Annotated in this window: 16 protein-coding genes; 5 read left to right on the forward strand and 11 right to left on the reverse strand. The window is 69.0% G+C overall.

Annotation, left to right across the window (positions count from 1 at the left end; all coding sequences use genetic code 11):
* Nucleotides 1-21: 21 nt before the first annotated feature.
* The 3 genes from ACTZWU_RS02870 to ACTZWU_RS02880 all read right to left on the reverse strand — a co-directional run bounded on the left by ACTZWU_RS02870 (nucleotide 22) and on the right by ACTZWU_RS02880 (nucleotide 4,288).
* Nucleotides 22-1,494, reverse strand: a complete 1,473-nt coding sequence (locus tag ACTZWU_RS02870; RefSeq protein WP_444735832.1) for an NAD-dependent succinate-semialdehyde dehydrogenase — start codon at nucleotides 1,492-1,494, stop codon at nucleotides 22-24.
* A gap of 170 nt (nucleotides 1,495-1,664) precedes the next feature.
* Nucleotides 1,665-2,645: a P1 family peptidase gene (locus ACTZWU_RS02875; RefSeq protein ID WP_444735833.1), complete on the reverse strand. Its 981-nt coding sequence runs from the start codon at nucleotides 2,643-2,645 to the stop codon at nucleotides 1,665-1,667.
* Entirely contained in the window at nucleotides 2,642-4,288 is a 1,647-nt protein-coding gene (locus ACTZWU_RS02880) for a thiamine pyrophosphate-binding protein (protein WP_444735893.1), read from the reverse strand. The genes ACTZWU_RS02875 and ACTZWU_RS02880 overlap by 4 nt, the downstream gene beginning before the upstream one ends.
* Before the next feature lie 101 nt (nucleotides 4,289-4,389).
* Between ACTZWU_RS02880 and smpB the strand changes: the two genes are divergently transcribed.
* From smpB to ACTZWU_RS02895, 3 genes are all read left to right on the forward strand, one after another.
* The gene (smpB, locus tag ACTZWU_RS02885; protein WP_444735834.1) at nucleotides 4,390-4,863 is read left to right on the forward strand and encodes an SsrA-binding protein SmpB; all 474 of its coding nucleotides are present in this window, start codon (nucleotides 4,390-4,392) and stop codon (nucleotides 4,861-4,863) included.
* Between the two features lie 62 nt (nucleotides 4,864-4,925).
* Nucleotides 4,926-5,780, forward strand: coding sequence for a 3-mercaptopyruvate sulfurtransferase (sseA, locus tag ACTZWU_RS02890; protein ID WP_444735835.1), 855 nt, complete (start codon nucleotides 4,926-4,928; stop codon nucleotides 5,778-5,780).
* The gene (locus ACTZWU_RS02895) at nucleotides 5,780-6,961 is read left to right on the forward strand and encodes an amino acid aminotransferase (RefSeq protein ID WP_444735836.1); all 1,182 of its coding nucleotides are present in this window, start codon (nucleotides 5,780-5,782) and stop codon (nucleotides 6,959-6,961) included. The genes sseA and ACTZWU_RS02895 overlap by 1 nt, the downstream gene beginning before the upstream one ends.
* Nucleotides 6,962-7,096: 135 nt before the next feature.
* Here the strand turns inward: ACTZWU_RS02895 and ACTZWU_RS02900 are convergent, their stop codons facing one another.
* The 3 genes from ACTZWU_RS02900 to ubiA form a co-directional block, all read right to left on the reverse strand.
* Nucleotides 7,097-7,426 (reverse strand): hypothetical protein, encoded by a 330-nt coding sequence (locus ACTZWU_RS02900; RefSeq protein WP_444735837.1) that lies wholly within the window; start codon nucleotides 7,424-7,426, stop codon nucleotides 7,097-7,099.
* On the reverse strand, nucleotides 7,423-9,564 hold the full coding sequence (locus ACTZWU_RS02905; protein WP_444735838.1) for an OmpA family protein: 2,142 nt from the start codon (nucleotides 9,562-9,564) through the stop codon (nucleotides 7,423-7,425). Before ACTZWU_RS02905 ends, ACTZWU_RS02900 begins: the two co-directional genes overlap by 4 nt.
* Nucleotides 9,565-9,626: 62 nt before the next feature.
* Complete coding sequence (ubiA, locus tag ACTZWU_RS02910) at nucleotides 9,627-10,565, reverse strand: 4-hydroxybenzoate octaprenyltransferase (RefSeq protein WP_444735839.1); 939 nt, start codon at nucleotides 10,563-10,565, stop codon at nucleotides 9,627-9,629.
* Between the two features lie 14 nt (nucleotides 10,566-10,579).
* Between ubiA and ACTZWU_RS02915 the strand changes: the two genes are divergently transcribed.
* Both ACTZWU_RS02915 and ACTZWU_RS02920 read left to right on the forward strand, forming a co-directional pair.
* Nucleotides 10,580-11,305 carry a 16S rRNA (uracil(1498)-N(3))-methyltransferase gene (locus ACTZWU_RS02915; protein ID WP_444735840.1) on the forward strand — a complete coding sequence of 242 codons (726 nt, stop codon included), beginning with the start codon at nucleotides 10,580-10,582 and terminating at the stop codon, nucleotides 11,303-11,305.
* Between the two features lie 40 nt (nucleotides 11,306-11,345).
* Nucleotides 11,346-11,675: a DUF1127 domain-containing protein gene (locus tag ACTZWU_RS02920; RefSeq protein ID WP_444735841.1), complete on the forward strand. Its 330-nt coding sequence runs from the start codon at nucleotides 11,346-11,348 to the stop codon at nucleotides 11,673-11,675.
* Nucleotides 11,676-11,762: 87 nt separating this feature from the next.
* On the opposite strand, the gene ACTZWU_RS02925 is transcribed toward ACTZWU_RS02920, so the two are convergent.
* From ACTZWU_RS02925 to fsa, 5 genes are all read right to left on the reverse strand, one after another.
* Nucleotides 11,763-12,632, reverse strand: a complete 870-nt coding sequence (locus ACTZWU_RS02925) for a 50S ribosomal protein L11 methyltransferase (RefSeq protein ID WP_444735842.1) — start codon at nucleotides 12,630-12,632, stop codon at nucleotides 11,763-11,765.
* A complete protein-coding gene (msrA, locus tag ACTZWU_RS02930) occupies nucleotides 12,632-13,207 on the reverse strand; it encodes a peptide-methionine (S)-S-oxide reductase MsrA (protein ID WP_444735843.1) in 576 nt (191 codons plus the stop codon). The genes ACTZWU_RS02925 and msrA overlap by 1 nt, the downstream gene beginning before the upstream one ends.
* 66 nt (nucleotides 13,208-13,273) lie before the next feature.
* On the reverse strand, nucleotides 13,274-14,212 hold the full coding sequence (locus ACTZWU_RS02935) for a tyrosine recombinase XerC (RefSeq protein ID WP_444735844.1): 939 nt from the start codon (nucleotides 14,210-14,212) through the stop codon (nucleotides 13,274-13,276).
* Nucleotides 14,209-14,910 (reverse strand): DUF484 family protein, encoded by a 702-nt coding sequence (locus ACTZWU_RS02940; protein ID WP_444735845.1) that lies wholly within the window; start codon nucleotides 14,908-14,910, stop codon nucleotides 14,209-14,211. Before ACTZWU_RS02940 ends, ACTZWU_RS02935 begins: the two co-directional genes overlap by 4 nt.
* Nucleotides 14,911-14,927: 17 nt before the next feature.
* Nucleotides 14,928-15,581 carry a fructose-6-phosphate aldolase gene (gene fsa, locus ACTZWU_RS02945; protein WP_304616637.1) on the reverse strand — a complete coding sequence of 218 codons (654 nt, stop codon included), beginning with the start codon at nucleotides 15,579-15,581 and terminating at the stop codon, nucleotides 14,928-14,930.
* Nucleotides 15,582-15,589 lie beyond the last annotated feature (8 nt).

The raw sequence follows: 15,589 nt of genomic DNA on the forward strand, positions 1-15,589 counted from the left end.
CCCTGAAGGGGCGCGCGGGGCTCAGACGGACAGGCAGATATACTTCATTTCCAGGAAATCCTCGGCCCCGTGGCGGCTGCCTTCTCGGCCAAGGCCCGATTGCTTGACGCCCCCGAAGGGCGCGACCTCGGTCGAGATGATGCCCGTGTTCACGCCCACGATGCCGTATTCCAGCGCCTCCTGCACGCGGGTGATGCGGCCGATGTCGCGGGCGTAGAAATACGAGGCCAGGCCAAAGATCGTGTCGTTCGCCTTGGCAATCACCTCGTCCTCGGTCTCGAACCTGAACAGGGGGGCGAGGGGGCCGAAGGTTTCTTCGGTCGAGACCTTCATGTCGTCCTTCACGCCCGTCATCACGGTCGGCTCGAAGAACAGGCCCTTGATCCGCTTGCCGCCGGTGACGACCGCGCCGCCGCCATCCAGCACGTCGCGGATATGGTCCTCGACCTTTTCGACAGCATCCTCGTTGATCAGCGGGCCGGTGGTGACGCCCTCCTCAAGCCCGTCGCCCACGCGCAGCTTGTCCACGGCGGCGGCCAGCTTCTGCGCAAAGGCGTCATAGACCCCGGCCTGCACATAGATGCGGTTCGCGCAGACGCAGGTCTGGCCGTTGTTGCGGAATTTCGAGGCCATCGCGCCTTCGACCGCGGCATCCAGATCGGCGTCGTCAAAGACGATGAAGGGTGCGTTGCCGCCCAACTCCATCGAGCATTTCATCACCTGATCGGCGGCCTGGCGCAGAAGGATGCGCCCCACCTCGGTCGAGCCGGTGAAGGTCAGTTTCCGCACCGTCGGGTTCTCGCAGAATTCCTTGCCGATGTCCGAGGACCGCGACGAGGTGACGACCGACAGGATGCCCTTGGGCAGGCCCGCGCGTTCGCCCAGAACCGCCATGGCCAGCGCCGAAAGCGGCGTTTCCGCCGCCGGGCGCGCGACGAAGCCGCAACCCACCGCCAGCGCGGGCGCGGCCTTGCGCGCGATCATCGCGTTGGGGAAGTTCCAGGGCGTGATCGAGCCCACCACGCCGATGGGCTGGCGGATCACGGAGATGCGCTTGTCGCGCATGTGGCCGGGGATCGTCTCGCCATAGATGCGCTTGGCCTCTTCGCCGAACCATTCGATGAAGCTGGCGCCATAGGCGATCTCGCCCTTGGCCTCGGCCAGGGGCTTGCCCATCTCGGCGGTCAGGATCGCGCCCAGATCGTCCTGGTTGGCCATCATCAGGTCGAACCATTTGCGCATGACCTGCGCGCGTTCCTTGGCGGGGCGGGCGGCCCAATCCTTCATCGCGGCCTCGGCGGCGGCGATGGCGCGGGCGGTCTCGGCCCGGCCCAGATCGGCGACGCGGGCGATCACGTCACTGCGGGCGGGGTTCGTCACCTCGAAGGTCGCGCCGTCATCGGCATGGACCCATTCGCCCGCCACGAAGGCGCGCGTTTCCAGCAGCGAGGGATCTTTCAGCAGGGCCTTCAGGTCGGTGTCTTGCGCGGTCATGGCTGCCTCATCGGGGTTCTTGCGGGGGCATGATGACCATGCGCCCGACAGGTTGTCAAAGCAGGTTGAACCAAATTGGCCCGGCCTGCGTTCCAGTGACAATCGCCAGGCTGTCCCTCTTGGCGATCTCTCTGGAGGGCGGCGCGTTTCCCCGCGCCGCCCGTTCCGTGTCACGCCATCCACCAGCAGGGTTGCAGATCGCCGGGCGCGGGCCGGGCGGCAAAGACCGCCCGCGCAATCGCCCGCGCCAGAACCGCAGCCGCCGCATGGCCAAGCGCGAAGCTGTCCAGCGGATCGCCCAAGGGCCGCGCCCCGGTCGAGGCCGCAAAGACCAGATCCCCGTCCAGAGGCGTGTGGCTGGGCACCAGCGCGCGCGCCATGCCGTCATGGGACGCGACCGCCAGCCGTTGCAGCGCCGCCTTGTCCAGTGCCGCATCGGTGGCGACGATGGCGATGGTCGTGGCCTCGCCCAGCCGTTTCGCGGGCGGCGGCTCGTGGGTGGCGGGAAAGGACGCGGGCAGGCCGAGGCCGCCGAATTCGTCACCCATCTCCCACGGGGCGGCCCAGAATTGGCGGGTATCCCCGACATTCGCCTGCCCGAGCGCGTTGACCACCACCAGCGCGCCGATGGTCGCCCCCGTGCCAAGCACCGCTGATGCCGAGCCGACCCCGCCCTTGAGGTTGCCCGTCATCGCGCCGATCCCCGCGCCGTGGCTGCCAAGCGCGAAATCGGCCGCCGCCGCCCGCCACGCGGCATGGCCAAGCGCGGGATAGGGGTTCTGCCGCCAGTCCTTGTCGCCGCCATTCAGCAGGTCAAAGACGATGGCGCCCGGCACGATCGGCACCCGCGCAGATCCGACCGCAAAGCCGCGCCCGGCCTGATGCAGCGCCTCCATCACGCCGTCGCAGGCCGCCAGCCCAAAGGCCGAGCCGCCGGACAGGACCAGCGCATCCACCCCCGGCACCAGCTTGTCGGGGGCCAGAAGGTCGGTCTCGCGCGTGCCGGGCGCGCCACCCATCACATGCACGCTGGCCGCAAAGGGCGCGTCGGCGGTCAGCACCGTCACCCCTGATTTCAAGCCGGCATCGTCGGCATGGCCGACGCGAAGCCCGGCGACATCGGTGATCAGGTTGCGGGGGCCGGGCCTCATCCCATCGCCCTGGCGCGGATTTCCGACAGGGTGGCAAAGCTGGTCAGAGCCTCGGGGTCCAGCGCCAGTTCGATCACGGCAAAGCGCCCGGATGCGCGGGCGCGATCAAAAGCGCCCGCGAAATCCTCGTTCCGGGTGACGTGTTCGCCGTGGCCGCCATAGGCGCGGGCCAGCGCCGCGAAATCGGGATTGGCCAGATCCGTCCCCGAGACGCGGCCCGGATAGGTCTTTTCCTGATGCATCCGGATCGTGCCATAGCGGCCATTATTGGCCACGATCACGATGGGCGTCGCGCCGTGCTGGGCGGCGGTCGAAAGCTCGTTCAGGGTCATCTGGAAGCAGCCGTCGCCCGCCATCGTCACCACGACCCGCCCCGGATGCGCCAGCGAGGCCGCAATCCCCGCAGGCAGGCCATAGCCCATCGACCCCGAGGTCGGCGCGATCTGCGTCCGCGCCCGCTTGAAGCGGAAATAGCGATGGACAAAGGCCGCGTAATTGCCCGCGCCATTGGTGATGATCGCATCCTCGGGCAGGTTCGCGGACAGCCAGCAGACGACCTGTTCCATCGTCACATCGCCCGGCGTGGGGCGGGGGGTCTGCCAATCCTCGTAATGGGCGCGCAGGCTGGCGGTCCAGTCGTCCCACCGGCGCGGGGCGGGGCTGTCCGCCAGCGCCCGAAGCGCGGCGCGCGGGCAGGCCGGGATGCCCGGATCGGCGCGCCACAGGCGCCCGATCTCGTCCGGCGCGGCACTGACATGGATGATGCGCCGCCCCTGCGCCGAGGGGTGCATCAGCGTGTAGCCCCCCGTCAGCGTGTCCCCCATCCGCGAGCCAAGGGACAGGATGCAATCGGCCTGCCGCAGAGCCTCGCCCATGCGGGTGTTCATGCCGACGCCCAGATCGCCCGCGTAATTGGGGTGGCGGTTGTCCATGTAATCCTGCCGCCGGAACGGCACCGCGACGGGCAGGCCCCAGCCTTCGGCAAAGGCGGCCAGACGGTCGGCATCGTCCTGCGACCACAGCGCGCCGCCGGGAATGACCAGGGGGCGTTCCGCGCCCGCCAGCGCGTCGCGGATCGCGTCAAGCTGGGCGGGCGCGATGCCCGCCACGGGCCGGGGCGCGGGGGGCAGGTCGGGTATGTCGGCGCGGGCGGCCAGCATGTCCTCGGGCAGGGCCAGCACGACGGGGCCGGGGCGGCCCGATTGCGCCAGATCGAAGGCGCGGGCGATGTATTCGGGGATGCGGTCCGTCTGGTCGATCTGGGCCACCCACTTCGCCAGCCCGCCGAACATCTGGCGGTAATCCACCTCCTGAAAGGCATCGCGGTCGCGGTCCTCGCGCGCGATCTGGCCGATGAACAGGATCATCGGCGTCGAATCCTGCTGGGCTACATGCACGCCCGCGCTGGCATTGGTGGCGCCGGGGCCGCGCGTGACGAAACAGATGCCGGGCCGCCCGGTCAGCTTGCCCGTCGCCTCGGCCATCATCGCGGCGCCGCCCTCGTGGCGGCAGACGACGTTCCGGATGCCCGCATCATGCAGCCCGTCCAGCACCGCCAGAAAGCTTTCCCCCGGCACCGAAAAGACCCGGCCCACGCCATGCGCGCGCAGCGCATCGACCAGGATCTGTCCGCCATGTCGCATCATGCACCCCCCTTTTGCTGGTCGCAGGCTGGCCCATCGGGGCGGCGGGCGCAACCGGTCGCCCTTTACAGCCGCCCCGCCCGCGCCTATCTGCAAGGCCCATGGCCAAGACCGATGACAGCAAGAACTACAAGGTGATCGCCGAGAACCGGCGCGCGCGCTTCGACTATTTCATCGAGAGCGATCTCGAGGTCGGCATCGTGCTGACCGGGTCCGAGGTGAAGTCGCTTCGCACCGGCCAGTCGAACATCGCCGAAAGCTATGCCTCGGTCGAGGGGGGCGAATTGTGGCTGATCAACGGCTACATCGCCGCGCTGCCCCATGCCGGCGTCTTCGGCCACGAGGAACGGCGCCGCCGCAAGCTGCTGGTCTCGCGTAAGGAACTGGCGCGGCTGTGGCAGGCGATCGGGCGCGAGGGGATGACCCTTGTGCCGCTGGTCATGTATTTCAACCACAAGGGCCGGGTGAAGCTGAAGATCGGCGTCGCCAAGGGCAAGAAGGTCGCCGACAAGCGCGAAACCAGCGCGAAACGCGACTGGAACCGGCAGAAACAGCGGCTGCTGAAGCAGGGCTGACCATTGCGGCCCGGCGCGCCACCCTGTAGATCGGGGCGGCATTGGCGCAAAGGGGGGCCGCGATGCAGGACGATCCAAGGATACTCGTCTCGACCGACTGGCTGGCCTCGCGGCTGGAGGACCCGCAGCTGCGGGTGATCGACGCAAGCTGGCACATGCCCGCCACCGGCCGCGACGCGCGCGCCGAATATCGGGCTGCCCATATCCCCGGCGCGCGCTTTTTCGACATCGACGCGATCAGCGATGCGCGCTCGGCCCTGCCGCATATGGCGCCCGCGCCCGAGACCTTCGCCAGCCGTGTCCGCGCGCTTGGCGTGGGCGACGGGCAACAGGTCGTGATCTATGACGACAGCGCCGTCCGCAGCGCGGCGCGAGTCTGGTGGACCTTTCGCCTGATGGGATACCGCGATGTGGCCGTGCTGGACGGAGGCCTTGGCAAATGGCGGGCCGAGGGTCGGGCGCTGGACAACCTGCCCCCCACGATCCGTGACCGCCACCTGACGCCCCGCCGCCAGCCCGATCTGGTCTGCGACGTGACGCAGGTCGCCCGCGCGGCCAAGCTGGGCGATCCGCAGATCGTCGATGCCCGCGCCCCCGAACGCTTTCGCGGCGAGGCGCCCGAACCGCGCCCCGGCCTTCGCGCGGGCCATATCCCCAGCTCGCTGAACCTGCCCTTCGGCAGGCTTCTGAACGAGGACGGCACGTTGAAATCCCCTGACGACTTGCGCGAGACCTTCGCGCAGGCGGGCGTCGATCTGGCACGGCCCGTTATCACCACCTGCGGCAGCGGCGTGACCGCCGCGATCCTGTTCCTGGCACTGGAACGGATCGGCCACCAGAACCACGCGCTTTACGACGGAAGCTGGACCGAATGGGGCAGCTTTCCCGACCTGACCATCGCAACCGGAGACGCCTGATGCTGTCCAACCTCAAACCGCAAGCCCCCGACAAGATCCTGATGCTGATCGAGGAATTCAAGGCCGATACCCGTCAGGGCAAGATCGACCTGGGCGTGGGCGTCTACAAGGACCCGCAAGGCGTCACCCCGGTCATGCGCGCGGTCAAGGCTGCCGAACAGCGCATCTGGGAAACCCAGACGACCAAGGCCTATACCGGCCTGGCCGGAGAGGCCGATTACCGCAACGCCCTGGCGGGCATGATCCTCGGCGCGGTGCCTGCGGACCGTCTGGCCTCGGTCGCCTCGGTCGGCGGCACGGGCGCGATCCGTCAGGCGCTGGAACTGGCGCGCATGGCGAACCCGGACGTGCATGTCCATGTCTCGGACCCGACCTGGCCGAACCACCTGTCGATCATGAAGTTCATGGGCGTGCCGTTCAGCGAATACCGCTATTTCGACGCAGCCACCCGCGGCGTCGATTTCGAGGGGATGAAGGCCGACCTTGCCCGCGCCGCCAGGGGCGACATCGTGCTGCTGCATGGCTGCTGCCACAACCCGACCGGCGCGAACCTGACGCTGGAGCAATGGTCCGAGGTGATCGCGATCCTCGACAGGACCGGTGCGATCCCGCTGATCGACCTGGCCTATCAGGGCTTTGGTGACGGGCTCGACGCCGATGCGGAACCCACCCGCCTCGTTGCGCGCAGCCTGCCCGAGGTGCTGATCGCGGCCTCCTGCTCGAAGAATTTCGGCATCTACCGCGAACGCACCGGCCTCCTGATGGCGCTGGCGCAGAACACCGAGGCGCGCGACCTGTCCCAAGGCGCGATGGCCTTCCTCAACCGCCAGAACTTCTCGTTCCCGCCCGATCACGGCGCACGGATCGTCAGCACGATCCTGACCGATGACGCGCTGCGCGCCGACTGGGCCGCCGAACTCGAGGATGTCCGCAACACGATGCTGGGCCTGCGCGACCAGCTGGCCGCCGATTTGCGCGAACTCAGCGGTACCGATCGCTTCGACTTCATCGCCCACCACCGCGGCATGTTCTCGCGCCTCGGCGCGACCTCCGAACAGGTGGCCAAACTCAAATCCGACGCGGCCATCTACATGGTCGGCGACTCCCGCCTCAACATCGCGGGCCTGAACCGCGACACCGTCCCGGTCCTTGCGCGCGCCATCATCGACGCAGGCATCTGAACTCCGACAGGGCGCGTCCCCGCGACGCGCCCACCCGGCCCTTTGCCTTGGTCCAAATATCCTCGGGGGTGAATTGGCCGCAGGCCAAGAGGGGGCCGAAGGTCCCCTTCCTCCGCCCGCCGCAGGCGGGCAATCCTAGCGCCGCGCCAGCGCCCTTTCGATATAGTCGCGCAATTCCTCGACCTCGCTGCGCGCGTCGCGCAGGGCCTCCATCGTGGCGCGCAGTTCCGCCTCGCTGCCCGCCAACCGGCCCGCCATCGCGGCCTCGCGCTCGGCCAGCCGGGCCTCGGCGGCGTCGCGACGGCCCTCGGCGTCTTGAAGCGCGGCGGCCAGCTTGTGCAATTCGCCGATCTCGGATTGCCCCGGACGGGTCAGCCGCCCCAGCAGCCAGCAGGCGAACCAGCCCAGCACGAAGGCCGCAAACAGGATGATGGCGGTGGCGGCTACGAATTCCGAACGGTTCATGCGTCGCTATCTTCGTCCTCTGGCGCACCCGGCACGGCCGAGGGGCGGGGCGAGGGGCGGGGGGTGTCTGCTTCCGGTGTCAGGATCGGCACCCTAATGTTTTCCTCGCGTTCGTCCAGAGTCTGGAACTCCTCGCTGGCGCCAAGCGTGCTGACCGACAGGCCCGACCCCTCGGCGGGGGGCATAGGCGGCCCCATCACGGGCAGCAGCGGTTCGGGATCGGCCGGGCGCTCGGGGCCCTTCTGCTCGGGCTCGGGCGGGGTCTCTGTCACGTCGCGCGTCACGCCCGAGACGGTGACGGGCTCGGGCAGGGGGGCGTTCTGCACCGGACGGGCCGACAGCAGGCGGAACTCGATCCGGCGATTGGCCTCGCGGCCCTCCTCGGTCTCGTTCGTGGCGATGGGCTGGCTTTCGCCATAGCCGCGCGCGGTCATGTGGGTGACGTCGATGCCGGTCTCGGCCATCGCGGTCAGGATCGCCTGCGCGCGGGCGCGCGACAGATCGGCGTTGAACCCCTCGGAGCCCTGCGAATCGGTGTGGCCGCCCGCCTCGATCTGGAAATCGGCGCAATCGGCCATGATCGCGGCCAGCTTGGCCAGTGTGGGCGCCGGGTCACCCGCGATCGCGGCGCGGGCGGGCTCGAACCCGATCGCGGATTCCTGCATCACCCGGTTCAGCCGCGCCACGCATTCATCGCCATCGGGCAGCCCGAGCGCCTCGTCCAGCCGCCGGTCGTAGCGGATCGAAAGCTCGTAACGCGCCCCCGCGCCCAGACGCTGCGACAGGATCCCCGAGGCGCGCCGCGTCGCCTCGCTATCCCCCGAAATCCCCGTCACCGTCACCAGATCGGGGGTCACGCGGGCCTGTCCCGAATGCAGCACGTCCATCGCCTCGAGCGCGGCGATCACGCGGACGGTCCAGCCACCCGGCACGGCCTCGTCATTGCGCAGCGCACTTTGCGCCACGGCAAAGCGCGAGCGGGCAAAGCTGTCCACGGCCTCGCGCATGCGGGTATCCGCGATGCCGCCCCGGATCGACAGGGTGCCGCCATCGGTCAGCGTGGCCTGGAACTCGATCCGCCCGGACCCCTCGTCCTGATCGCGGTTGGCGATCAGCGCGAATGTCGGGGGCAGTCCGGCCTGCAACGCGGCGACGGCCTGATCGAAGGCCGGGCGCTCGACGCTGGCCGGGACGCGCAGGGCGATGTCGCCGTCGCTCAGCGTTACGCTGCCCTCGCCCAGATCGGCCAGCGCCGCGATGGACAGGGACGCGGCCTCGCCCCATTCGGCCGAGGGCGCGCCCAGCCCAAGCGCGCAAGAGGCGTTGCCGGTCATCCCCGCCTGCCGGGCCGCGTCCAGGATCCGCTGGCGCGCGGCCTCGTCATCGGCGGCGCAATTGTCGAAATGCGGCCCGGTCTCGTCGATGACGAAGCGCAACAGGAAGGGCGCGATCACCGGGCGCGGTGCCGAAATCTCGGTCGTCAGGGTGACGCCCTGCGGGGTTGCACGCCGTAGCAGCCCCTCCAGCCGGTTGCGGTCGGGCTCGCTGTCGGCCAAGGCGGTGACATGGACCACCCCCGGCGCGACCGAGATCTTGGCATTGGCCAGCGCCTGAGCGGCCGTCAGGCCCAGCCGCAGCGCATCGTCCCAATCGGGCGGTACCGGGTAATCGGCGCTTTCCATCAGGTCGGTGATCTGGGGCGTGGCGGTTTCCAGCCGCAGGCCGCGGGTCAGCGCCGTCCGATCCGTCGCCGCCGGGACCAGCCCGATCAACGAGATGCCCTGATCGCCGCGCAGAAGCTCCAGCTTGAACTCGGGCGGGGTCATCGCCTCCAGCGCCGCCACGCTCATGGCATCGCGGATGCGCGAGGGGTCAACGACGCTGGCGGCCTCGGTCGTGGCGCGGAAGCGGTCCAGTTCAGACGGCGCTGTGCCGCCCAGTTCGACCAGCAGGCCGTCGGTCCTGACCTCGACCCAGTCAAGACCCGCGCGGGACAGCGTCTCGTCCACCTCGGCGGCCGAGCGCGTCTCGATGAAGGTCGCGGCGGCCTGCGCGCCCCACCAGCACAGCCCCCCCGCCCCACCCAGAACGGCAAGGGCGGCAAGCGAGGTGGTCAGGCGGCGGCGCAAGGATGTCATACGGGGCTTCTGATCGCTGTTGCAAACGCGCAACGTCTAGCCGCCGGGCGGGCTTGGCGCAATCAGACCAGCCCCGCCACGGCAAGAAACAGCGCAAGGATCAGCCCCGCATCGCGGTTCGACCGAAAGAGGCGCAGGCAGATATCCCCCTGATCGGGCTGGAACTTGAGCAGTTGCCACGCCAGATGCAGCCCGAAACCCGCCAGTCCGGCCAGCGCGATCAACTGATTGCGACCCTCCCACAGGATGGCCACGGCCATCACCGCGACCGCGGCCAGCGCGAATCCCGCAAGGATGCGCGGGCTTCTCTCGCCGAACAGGCGCGCGGTGGATTTCACGCCGATCAGCGCGTCGTCCTCGGCGTCCTGATGGGCATAGATCGTGTCGTAGAACACCGTCCAGGCGATGGCTGCGACCCAGGCGATGATCGGCGCCGCGTCCAGCCGCCCCATATGCGCCGCGTAGGCCAGCATCACGCCCCAGTTGAAGGCCAGCCCCAGAAAGATCTGCGGCCACCAGGTGAAGCGCTTGGCAAAGGGGTAGATCGCCACCAGCGCCAGCGAGGCGACCCCCATCCAGATCGCCGCCGCGCCAAGCGTCAGCAGGATCGCCAGCCCCACGAGGCATTGCGCGACCAGCCAGATCAGCGCGCCGCGCAGGCTGACCTGCCCCGAGGGCAGGGGCCGCGACCGGGTCCGCGCCACCTGCGCGTCGATATGGCGGTCGGTGATGTCGTTCCAGGTGCAGCCCGCCCCGCGCATGACGAAGGCGCCGATCGCGCAGGCCACCGCGATCCACAGGTCGAACAGGCGCGGGCCGTCGGCCATCATGGCCAGCCCGATCCCCCACCAGCAGGGGATCAGCAGCAGCCAGGTGCCGATGGGCCGGTCGGCGCGGCTCAGCCTCAGCCAGGGCCGCGTGGCGGGTGGCGCATGGCGGTCCACCCAATTGCCCGGCGGGGCATCCGCCACGACATCTGGTCTTTCGCCCCGGTTTTGCATAGCGTCGCCCCATCATGGCAAGGATCAGGCTGTTCATAGATCACCCCCTGTCCGAGGGACAAGCCGTGCCGCTGGACGCGGCGCAGGCGCATTACCTGTCGGGCGTCATGCGATTGCGCGCGGGGGACGAGATCACCGTGTTCAATGGCCGCGACGGCGCATGGTCGGCGCGACTGGATGAGGCCGGCAAGCGCGGCGGCAGCGTCACCGCGCTGGAACAGACCGGACCGCAGCGCGACCCGCCGGATCTTTGGTTGCTGTTCGCGCCGATCAAGAAGGCGCGCACCGATTTCATCGTCGAGAAGGCGACCGAGATGGGCGCGGCGCGCATCCTGCCCGTGCAGACCGACCACACCAATTCCGAACGCATCCGGCAGGACCGGCTTCAGGCCCATGCCGTCGAGGCGGCCGAGCAATGCGGCGGCACCTTCGTTCCCGAACTGGCCGATCTGGCGCCCCTGTCGCGGCTCTTGGACGGGTGGGACGCGTCGCGCCGCATCCTCTGGGCTGACGAGGCGCGCGTGGGCGTGGCCGAGGCGCTGGCCGGGTTGCCGCGCGGGCCTTGGGCCATCCTGATCGGCCCCGAGGGCGGGTTCTCTGCCGCCGAACGCAAGCGGCTTTCGGGCCTGCCCTTCGTCACGCCGGTCAGTCTGGGGCCGCGAATCCTGCGCGCCGATACGGCAGCAGTGGCGGCGCTGACGTTGTGGCAGGCGGCGCTTGGCGACTGGATGGGTAGCTGACCGGGTAAAATGCTGCGAAATCGGTCAGAGTGCCGGCGTCATGCTGCGTTTGCACATGCAGAAAGTGCATGGCGGGGATGCCTCTTTCGCGGCTACTCTTTGCATCCTGCACGGATTATCTGCGGCTTATCCGAAAACTGCCCGCAGACAGGGCAATCTGAAAACAGGTGACAAGATGTCGATGATCGAAGCGAACCGCGCCAATACGGCTGTCGGAGGTGCGGGGATTGTCGCGCGCATCACTTCGCTGGTGGCTGGTTGGCAGGAAGCCCGCGTGACCCGCCGCGAACTGAACCGCCTGTCGGACCGCGAGCTGGACGATATCGGTCTGTGCCGCGCCGACATCGAGCGGATTGCGCGCGGTCTCTGAACCCCACGCGCCTGAGGCCCTCGCGCCTGACGAACGAACCCCCGACGCCACGGCAGCGGGGGTTTTTTCATGGCCGGATGGCGTGGATCAGCCGCGCGTCATCACCAGCGTCGTCCAGTCGCCCAGATCGCGGCGGTCCGGCTGCACGAAGCCCGCGCCCGCATAGGCGGCGGCGACCTCGTCGGCCTGCGTCGTCAGGATGCCCGACATGACGATCCGCCCGCCCGGCGCGACATGGCGGGCCATGTCGGGGGTCAGATCGATCAGCGGCTGCTTGAGGATATTGGCCAGAACCAGATCATAGGGCGCGGCCTGATGGAGCGTCGGGTGATCGAAGCCCGCGGCCTCGAGGCATTCGACGCGGCCATGCAACCCGTTCGCGATGACATTCGCCGCCGCCACATCGACGGCGACCGGGTCGATGTCGCTGGCGAGCACCGTCACCGGCCAGAGGCGCGCGGCCCCCATCGCCAGAACCGCCGTGCCGCAGCCGATATCGGCGATGCGGGTTGCGTTGAATCCCTCGACCGCCAGCCTGTCCAGTGCCTCAAGGCAGCCCTTGGTCGTGTTGTGATGCCCGGTGCCGAAGGCCATCGCGGCCTCGATGCACAGGGCCTCGACGCCCTCGGGGACGCTGTCGGCGTCGTGGCTGCCATGTACATAGAAGCGCCCCGCGCGCACCGGGGTCAGTTCGCGGCGGACATGGGCGACCCAGTCCACCTCGGGCAGCTCCGAGACGGTGAAGGGCTGCGCCCCATGCGCTGCGGCCAGCAGGGCCAGCGCGATCTCGTCGGGGGCCTCGGTGAAATAGGCGCCAACCTCCCACCGCTGGCTGCCATCCTCGATCTCGAAGATGCCGGTGCCGACGGGCTCGGGGGTCAGATCCTCGCAGGCCTCGGCCAGGGCTTCGGCGGCCTCGCGGCCGGGCAGGTGGGTCAGCGCGGTATAGGTGGGCATCAGATCGGGTCCGGGTTGGGGATGCTGGCCTCTACCCCGGTGCCCTTCAGCCCGCAATAACCATCGGGATTCTTGTGGAGATATTGCTGATGCGCCTCATGCGCGGGCCAGAAGGGGGTGGCCTCGACGATCTCGGTCGTGATCGCGCCATGACCCTGCACCGCAAGGCGGTTGCCATAGTCGATTTTCGACGCCTCGGCGGCGGCGCGCTGGCTGTCGTTGAACACCATGATCAGGCTGCGATACTGGCTGCCGATATCGTTGCCCTGCCGGTCGCCCTGCGTCGGGTCGTGGTTTTCCCAGAACAATTGCAGCAGGTGGTCATAGCTGATCAGCGAGCTGTCATAGATGATCCGCACGACCTCGGCATGGCCGGTATCGCCGCGCTTGACCTGCTCATAGGTCGGGTTCTGGACCATGCCCCCGGCAAAGCCCACCTCGGTCAGCCAGATGCCGTTCTGCTTCCAGAACAGCCGCTCGACGCCCCAATAGCAGCCCATCCCGAAGATCGCCTGATCGTGGCCCTGCGGCACGGCTGCGCCAAGGGGGCGGTGAAAGATCGCGTGGTCGGTCATGGTGGTCCCTTTCGTCTGGGCTTTCGGGTCGGGAACGCCCGTGGCGGGCATCGGGTTCAACGGCGCTCAGCCGCGCGGATGGGCGGCGCGGAAGGCCGCCATCAGCCGGGCATCGTCCACCCCGGTATAGACCTGCGTCGTGGAAAGACTGGCATGGCCCAGCAATTCCTGGATCGTGCGCAGATCGCCGCCCGCGTTCAGAAGATGCGTGGCGAAGGAATGGCGCAGCGCATGGGGCGTCGCGGTCGAGGGCAGGCCAAGCGCCGCCCGCGCCCGACGCATCTGCGTGGCGATCTGCCCGCCATCCAGCCGCCCCCCGCGCGCGCCCCGGAAGAGCGCCTGATCGGGCGCCATGGTCCAGGGGCATTGGCGCAGGTAATCGGCCACCGCATCGCGGGCCACCGGCAGGACCGGCACCTGCCTTTCGCGCTTGCCCTTGCCCCGGATCAAGAGCGCCTCGCCAAAGGGCCAGTCGCGCCCGTCCAGGGCCATCGCCTCGCTGATGCGAAGCCCGCAACCCCAGAGCAGCGTCAGCACCGCCACGTCGCGCGCCGCGATCCAGGGCGTCGGATGGTCGGCCGAGACCTGCGCCAGCGTCTCGCGCGCTTGTTCGGGCGTCAGCGGACGCGGCAGGGATCGGCGGAATTTCGGGCTGCGGGCGGACAGGGCCGCTGAAAGGTCATGCCCCTCGCGGTCCGAGATCCATCGCAGGAAGCCCCGCACCGCCGATTGTCGCCGCGCCAGAGACCGCGCGCCGAAGCCCCGCGCGCGCTCGGATGCCGCAAAGGCGCGCATGTCCGATTGCGTTAGGGCGGCCAGATGGGCGGGGGCGGCGGCCTCGCCCCAATGGCGGCCGAGGAAATGCAGAAAGGCGATCACATCGCCCTGATAGGCGCTGATCGTATGGGGGGACCGGTCGCGGGTCGCGGCCTCGGTCGCCAGCCAGCGGGACAGCGCATCCGCCGTGGCGGGCGCCAGCGCCAGAAGGGGCGCCCCCTCGGTCATGCCCTCAGGCGGGCCAGCAGCACCAGCCGCAGCACCTGCCCGAAGAACCGCAAGAGGTCGGTGCCATGGGCGGGAGAAAAGCGCCCGGCATCCGCGCTGCCCATCAGCAGCAGCGCACGCGGACGGCGCGCGCCCAGATCCAGCGGCAGAAGCGCCTCGGAGGCGACGGCGCGGCCGTGGATGGGCTGGGTGATGGGCGAGGCCGCGCGCAGCACGATATCGTCGCCGCGCGGGGCGCGACGGCCCACCGCGACGATCCGGTCCACCGCGCCGGGGGGCGCGATATGGACATCCTCGGGCAGGCGGGTCATCGGCGGCTCGGCCTCTATCAGCAGGCGCAGGGTCTCGATCCGCAGGATGGGTGCAATGTCGGATTGCAGGCTGCCGACCAGATCGTCCAGATCGACGGTTTCCAGCAGGCCGATCACCGCCCGATGGATGATCGCCACGCCGTTCTGGTTCTCGAACGCCGCCGCGATCACCCCGTCATGGGTGGTCTCCAGCCTGTCCAGCCGGTCCTCCAGCGCCTGCATGGCGCGGGCGCGGATGTCGATGACATTCTCGCCCTGCTGCGCCCGCTCGGCGTCAAGAAGGGCGCGCATCACCTCTCGGTCGTCGAGGATCGCCCCCGGATCGGCCAGCAGCCGGTCACGAAGCTCGGGCGACAGCCCCGCCCCCGCCGATGTTTCGGTGCTCATGCGCGCCCCTTTGCGGTTCAGACGATCTTCTGGCCGGTCTTGGCCCAGTCGGCATTGAACTGCTCAAGCCCCTTGTCGGTCAAGACGTGGTTGGCCATCGACTTGATGACCGAGGGCGGCGCGGTGATCACGTCGGCGCCGATCTTGGCGGCCTCGACGATGTGGTTCACGCTGCGGATCGAAGCGGCCAGGATCTCGGTCTCGAAGCCGTAATTGTCGTAGATCTCGCGGATGTCGGCGATCAGGTCCATGCCGTCCAGATGGATGTCGTCCAGACGCCCGATGAAGGGGCTGATGAAGGTCGCGCCGGCCTTGGCGGCCAGGATCGCCTGCGCCGGGCTGAAGCACAGCGTGACATTGACCATGTGCCCGTCATCCGACAGCGCGCGGCAGGCTTTCAGCCCGTCCCAGGTCAGCGGCACCTTCACCACGATGTTGCTGGCGATCTGCGCCAGATGCTTGCCTTCGCGGATCATGCCCTCGGCATCCGCGGCGACGACCTCGGCCGAGATCGGGCCGGGGACCAGTTCGCAGATCTCGCGGGTGACTTCCGCGATGTCGCGGCCCGACTTGAGGATCAGCGAGGGGTTGGTGGTCACGCCATCCACCATGCCCAGTTCGTGCAATTCGCGGATGGCGGCGATATCGGCAGTATCGACGAAGAATTTCATGCCCGTCT

The organism is Paracoccus sp. NSM (genome assembly GCF_052379855.1).
Taxonomy (GTDB): domain Bacteria; phylum Pseudomonadota; class Alphaproteobacteria; order Rhodobacterales; family Rhodobacteraceae; genus Paracoccus.

What these genes read in the sequence shown, in the direction of transcription:
- ACTZWU_RS02915 (WP_444735840.1), top strand. Translation starts at nt 10,580, where the DNA reads ATGGCAAGGATCAGGCTGTTCATAGATCACCCCCTGTCCGAGGGACAA.
- smpB (WP_444735834.1), top strand. Translation starts at nt 4,390, where the DNA reads ATGGCCAAGACCGATGACAGCAAGAACTACAAGGTGATCGCCGAGAAC.
- ACTZWU_RS02900 (WP_444735837.1), bottom strand. Translation starts at nt 7,426, where the DNA reads ATGAACCGTTCGGAATTCGTAGCCGCCACCGCCATCATCCTGTTTGCG.
- ACTZWU_RS02940 (WP_444735845.1), bottom strand. Translation starts at nt 14,910, where the DNA reads ATGAGCACCGAAACATCGGCGGGGGCGGGGCTGTCGCCCGAGCTTCGT.
- ACTZWU_RS02925 (WP_444735842.1), bottom strand. Translation starts at nt 12,632, where the DNA reads ATGCCCACCTATACCGCGCTGACCCACCTGCCCGGCCGCGAGGCCGCC.
- ACTZWU_RS02880 (WP_444735893.1), bottom strand. Translation starts at nt 4,288, where the DNA reads ATGCGACATGGCGGACAGATCCTGGTCGATGCGCTGCGCGCGCATGGC.
- sseA (WP_444735835.1), top strand. Translation starts at nt 4,926, where the DNA reads ATGCAGGACGATCCAAGGATACTCGTCTCGACCGACTGGCTGGCCTCG.
- ubiA (WP_444735839.1), bottom strand. Translation starts at nt 10,565, where the DNA reads ATGCAAAACCGGGGCGAAAGACCAGATGTCGTGGCGGATGCCCCGCCG.
- ACTZWU_RS02870 (WP_444735832.1), bottom strand. Translation starts at nt 1,494, where the DNA reads ATGACCGCGCAAGACACCGACCTGAAGGCCCTGCTGAAAGATCCCTCG.
- ACTZWU_RS02920 (WP_444735841.1), top strand. Translation starts at nt 11,346, where the DNA reads ATGCTGCGTTTGCACATGCAGAAAGTGCATGGCGGGGATGCCTCTTTC.
- ACTZWU_RS02935 (WP_444735844.1), bottom strand. Translation starts at nt 14,212, where the DNA reads ATGACCGAGGGGGCGCCCCTTCTGGCGCTGGCGCCCGCCACGGCGGAT.
- fsa (WP_304616637.1), bottom strand. Translation starts at nt 15,581, where the DNA reads ATGAAATTCTTCGTCGATACTGCCGATATCGCCGCCATCCGCGAATTG.
- ACTZWU_RS02905 (WP_444735838.1), bottom strand. Translation starts at nt 9,564, where the DNA reads ATGACATCCTTGCGCCGCCGCCTGACCACCTCGCTTGCCGCCCTTGCC.
- ACTZWU_RS02895 (WP_444735836.1), top strand. Translation starts at nt 5,780, where the DNA reads ATGCTGTCCAACCTCAAACCGCAAGCCCCCGACAAGATCCTGATGCTG.
- msrA (WP_444735843.1), bottom strand. Translation starts at nt 13,207, where the DNA reads ATGACCGACCACGCGATCTTTCACCGCCCCCTTGGCGCAGCCGTGCCG.
- ACTZWU_RS02875 (WP_444735833.1), bottom strand. Translation starts at nt 2,645, where the DNA reads ATGAGGCCCGGCCCCCGCAACCTGATCACCGATGTCGCCGGGCTTCGC.